A 4,621-nucleotide genomic window follows, 5' to 3' on the forward strand; every position below is an offset into this window, starting at 1 on the left:
GCCTTCAACACGCCCTTGCCGCCGTAGCGGCCGGCTTCGCCGTCGCGCAATTCGATCGCTTCGCGCGATCCGGTGGATGCACCCGACGGCACCGCGGCGCGGCCCATCGTGCCCGACTCCAGCAGGACGTCACATTCGACCGTGGGGTTGCCACGGGAATCCAGAATCTCTCGGCCAATCACATCAACTATTGCTGTCATCTTCAACAATTCCGTTCGAGAGAAAAATTGCACTGAACGGCATTGTGGCTTTTATTGTACTTATACTCAATTAAGTACAATTACGAATGTGCTAAAAATTTGGTGACCAAAATACAAAGGGAGGATCCATTGAAGGACAAATCTCAAATCCGGGAAGAGATCTGCACGATAGGGTCCAGTCTTTATGCACGTCGCTACACGGTCGGGACCGCAGGCGACATCAGTACCAGACTCGATGACGGATGGCTCATCACGCCGACTGACGCATGCCCAGGACGATTGGATCCCGAGGAGATTGCAAAGGTAACCCTTGACGGGCAGCACGTATCGGGCGGAAGGCCGTCCAAAACGCCCTGCACCCCAGGTCTACGAAGGGTCCGCGAGCGCTTGGGCCCGGTAGCATGGCGTGAGAGTGTCTCCCACGCCTCCTTCATCCTGGAGGAGTTAGAAGAAACTGCCACGTCACGGCGCCTTGGCAAGAGCCTTTTCAAAGAAATCTTCTGAGCCGAAATTTCCGGATTTCAGTGCAAGCGCTAAGTCCGTCATACCGGTACCGATCGTCCAGGGTACACCGGGATCTATTGGATCGCCAATGCGCAGCGACTTGACCTCGAGAGCCTTCACAACCGCCCCAGAGGTCTCGCCACCAGCCACAACCAATTTCCTTACTCCGTTGTACTCGACGAGTGCACGCCCGATCTTTGCGAGAGCTCGCTCCATGAGCGAACCGGCTCTCTCAACCCCCAATTTCTCCTGGGTCTGTTTCACGATGTCAGGTGTCGCGCTTCCATAGATGAGCACCGGTTCGTTCGGGAGGAACCGGCCAGCCCACTTCTGCGCTTCTTCAATTTGCACGTCACCATCCGCCAACGCGAGCACGTCAAGTCGAAATGCCGGCCGGGATTTCTTCCAATATTCGACTTGGGCGTTTGTGGCGACCGAACAGCTACCTGAGAGTACGAGGCTTTGCCCGTCGATGGCCGGCAGGTCGCCAGCGGTAGAGGTATTCGCGCTCAGTCGGCCTGCTGAGATAAAGTTCGCAGGCAGCCCCATGGCGGCCCCGGAGCCCCCCGTGACAAGCCGATGCTGTGCGAGTGCAGTTCCAATGTTGAGCAGGTCTCGTTCGCAGACGGCATCAACAATGGCATACCCCTTCTTTTCAACCTGCAACGCCCGAAGTGCTGCCGAGACTGCGTCCGGTCCTTGCGAGACTGTGTTCAAGGGAATCAGTCCAACGCTCCGAGCGGTCTGACTCTGCAACACACGTACAAGGTTCGAATCCGTCATCGGCGTCAGAGGGTGATTCCGCATCCCCGACTCGCTTAGCAGCACATCTCCGACAAACAGGTGGCCTCTGTAGATCGTCCGCTCGTTCGCGGGAGACGCTGGGCACGCGATGACTAGTTCCTGGCTTAGCTCTTTGGCAAGCGCATCCGCCACAGGGCCGATGTTGCCCTTCGCCGTCGAGTCAAAGGTCGAACAGTATTTGAAGAAGAATTGCTCACAACCCGCCGCCTGCAGCCATTTCAGCGCGGCAACAGATTCCTCAATCGCAACCTCGGGGGCAACCGTTCGCGTTTTCAGTGCAATGATGATCGCATCAGCGTCCGGAGCAGAGCACTTGTAAGGTACACCGATCATTTGAACACTTCGCATGCCACCCTGGACCAACGTGCTTGCGAGGTCGGTCGCGCCGGTAAAATCGTCAGCGATGCACCCAAGTAGCGGCTTACTCAAGATGTTTTTTCTCCGTCAGAACCGTCAGAGCGATCCGGGCCGTCAATGCTCAATTTTTCCGCCTGTCGATAAAGCGCGGAATGACATCGAACTTGCCGTCTCGGCATACACTCGCTCGAAATCTCACTAGCGATTGACGAGCAACAGTCGCCGAATATCTTTATTGTACTACAGATTATTTAAATACAATTTTGGATTTCTTGATTTGCGAATATTGCGAAAAACGATGTGACTATTTGGATCGGAGGACGAAGCCCGTCCAACGCCACGGTCCGTGTAATGGGCTCGAGCGCGGTCATAGCGCAGTATCACAGTCCAAGGAACCGTTAGAGTTGGGCGGCCATGATGTATCTGCTATCGTATGCAAAGCGGTTTTCGGAATGACCGACCCGTTTCTGTTCACGCAACTTATTTAGAGATTTCACGAAGTGAACGACATCACCGTCACCGGCCTGGGCGCTGGAATCGAGCAAGATGGTTCGGTCCCAGCAACGAACCTACTGAGCAATGCAGTCGTCGCTTACCACGAGATCAAGCGTCGGATTATGGACAATGTGTACACCACCGGATCCGCGATCTCGATGCAAGAGACAGCGGATTCGCTGCGCATGAGTCGCACTCCAATTCGCGACGCCTTGATTCGACTCGAAGAGGAACGGCTGGTCAAGCTTGTTCCGAAACACGGGTTTCAGGTTTTGCCGATCTCCGCGCAGGACACGGCGGAAATATACAGAATCCTGGCTTCGCTCGAGCTCTTGGCAATCGAGCAACTGATAGAGAACAATCACGCCCCAGACACTCTCGCTGAACTTGACATTGCGGTTGCAGGACTCGAACATGCCCTGGCTACTGGCGACCTCGACGCGTGGGCACGGTTCGACGCGATCTTCCATGAAACTTTGATTGCTCTATCAGGCAACCAACGCTTGGCCGAACTAGTGCGTCAGTTTCAGGATCAAACTCGTCGAGCACGACGGATTACGCTGCGGTTGCGCGCGTCTCCGGAAGCATCGACCAGGAACCATCGAGCTCTCGCCGAGGCGATCAATGCGGGCGATACGCAGCGTGCCTGCGAGATTCACAAGGCGCAGCGATCGAGAAGTGGTCGTGAGCTCACCGGAATTTTGCAATCGCTCGACATTCGTCACCTCTGATCGTTCCACGTACCACTGCGCCCAAGTGGGCCAGAGAAAGGTGGAGTCGGCCACCGTTTTGCCGGAATTTGCCCGGCTGCGCTGAAGAAGAGCGCTCGTGCGAAAGGACGCACGCAACTCCACGTCGGAACCGCAACTCGCCGACATGCCGGCGATAATGCCAGCTGCTGCAAACCGTCAGCGTCTGCGACGCCTCGCGGCTTTTCCGAAATACTGCAATGAATACCCCGCTTGAATACCCCGCTCTCGTGAATGCACGGGTCGACTTGCCACCGCATTCGTGCGATGCCCACCAACATGTTATTGACGAAGCGTTCCCGATGGCGTCTAGCCGATCCTACACGCCGGGCCCTGCTCTATTGGATAGTCTCCGGTCGCTGCATTGGCGATTTGAGATAGAACGGGCCGTGCTGGTTCAGCCAAGCTTCTACGGTGTCGACAATTCTTGCCTGCTCCACGCGCTACGACAGTTGGGAAATTCCGGTCGCAGCGTTGTCGTTATCGACGAAACGACGAGCGACTACGACCTTGATAAAATGCACGAAACTGGGGTTCGCGCCGTCAGGATCAACCCGAAAGGTCATGCTGATAATCCAGCGGTTGTGGGTCACCTTCTCGAGATTGCCTCAGAACGCGTGGCTTCACGAGGCTGGCACGTACAGCCCCTCCTACCGTTACGGACGAGACTGGTTCTTGATCATTTCGGCAGTGCCAGCAAAGAGGGTGTGGATCAGATGGGTTCGACGTGATTTGTCGATTGGTTGCACCCGGGAATTGCTATGTCAAACTTTCCGCGCCGTACCAAGCCAGCCCGTCGGGTCCGGATTACCCAGAGATGAATGCCCTAGATCATAAGCTCATTTCCTTGCGAAGTGCCCGCATCTTGTGGGGTAGCAATAGGCCTCACACGAATCCAGTCTTGTCACCCGGACGCTCTGCGCTCGACGTTAATCCATTCCACGACATTGACTACGCGTAAGCGTCCGCCTGATCTACTGCTGGGTGCCCGACCAGATTGATCGACCAAAAATCCTTGTCGAGAACCCTCAAGAGCTCTTTGATTTTTGAGACCTCATGCGGAGCCGATTGTGATTTGACGGCAACAATCGGCTTCCAGTGGTCGGCCTCGCGATCTGCGTGATCATGGTGAGGACAGAAGCAGAACACGCCGAATCGGTCATCTGTCTGAATCGAATCATGGAGAGTCAGGCAACACAACCACGCCGACGGCGCTTATCCTCCAACGTCCCAGCGATCGCCGGAGGATACGTATTGAAGTGAATTCAGCAGAATTACAGAAGGAATCCAGTACTGATGAAGTTCGAGTGGCGGCCTTCGACGATCGAATTCAGCAGGTTCTTGTCTTCGGTAAGATCCTTCGTCGCGATCATTGATCGGATGGAGAATGCGCGAAGCGCGTCGCTCACCGACAGCGTCCCCTCGGCAGAATCTTTGTAAGCGTCAGCGGAACCCGTCTTGAATCGGGGCATCCCGAATGTGAAGGTGGTGCTTTCGAGAGAACGAGGGCAA

The 4,621-nt window shown here is 55.6% G+C and carries 5 protein-coding genes and 2 pseudogenes; 4 read left to right on the forward strand and 3 right to left on the reverse strand.

Annotation, left to right across the window (positions count from 1 at the left end):
* A pseudogene (gene eno / locus AWB69_RS44730) lies at positions 1-200 on the reverse strand (phosphopyruvate hydratase); the annotation flags it as partial.
* A gap of 129 nt (positions 201-329) precedes the next feature.
* On the opposite strand from eno, the pseudogene AWB69_RS46730 reads away from it, so the two are divergent.
* Positions 330-659: pseudogene (locus AWB69_RS46730) on the forward strand (class II aldolase/adducin family protein); the annotation flags it as partial.
* Between the two features lie 3 nt (positions 660-662).
* On the opposite strand, the gene otnK reads toward AWB69_RS46730, so the two are convergent.
* Positions 663-1,937: a 3-oxo-tetronate kinase gene (gene otnK / locus AWB69_RS44735; protein ID WP_062093160.1), complete on the reverse strand. Its 1,275-nt coding sequence runs from the start codon at positions 1,935-1,937 to the stop codon at positions 663-665.
* A 428-nt stretch (positions 1,938-2,365) separates the two neighbouring features.
* Here otnK and AWB69_RS44740 point away from each other — a divergent pair, with 428 nt between their 5' ends.
* The 3 genes from AWB69_RS44740 to AWB69_RS51055 all read left to right on the forward strand — a co-directional run bounded on the left by AWB69_RS44740 (position 2,366) and on the right by AWB69_RS51055 (position 4,070).
* Positions 2,366-3,091, forward strand: coding sequence for a GntR family transcriptional regulator (locus tag AWB69_RS44740; RefSeq protein ID WP_062093161.1), 726 nt, complete (start codon positions 2,366-2,368; stop codon positions 3,089-3,091).
* A 218-nt stretch (positions 3,092-3,309) separates the two neighbouring features.
* Entirely contained in the window at positions 3,310-3,840 is a 531-nt protein-coding gene (locus tag AWB69_RS46735) for an amidohydrolase family protein (RefSeq protein WP_075644107.1), read from the forward strand.
* Complete coding sequence (locus AWB69_RS51055) at positions 3,837-4,070, forward strand: amidohydrolase family protein (protein ID WP_407923090.1); 234 nt, start codon at positions 3,837-3,839, stop codon at positions 4,068-4,070. Before AWB69_RS46735 ends, AWB69_RS51055 begins: the two co-directional genes overlap by 4 nt.
* 313 nt (positions 4,071-4,383) lie before the next feature.
* Here AWB69_RS51055 and AWB69_RS50175 read toward each other — a convergent pair.
* The coding region (locus AWB69_RS50175) for a hypothetical protein (protein WP_231937455.1) at positions 4,384-4,621 on the reverse strand (238 nt) is incomplete at its 5' end.

Origin of the sequence: Caballeronia udeis (genome assembly GCF_001544555.2) — a bacterium.
Lineage (GTDB): Bacteria > Pseudomonadota > Gammaproteobacteria > Burkholderiales > Burkholderiaceae > Caballeronia > Caballeronia udeis.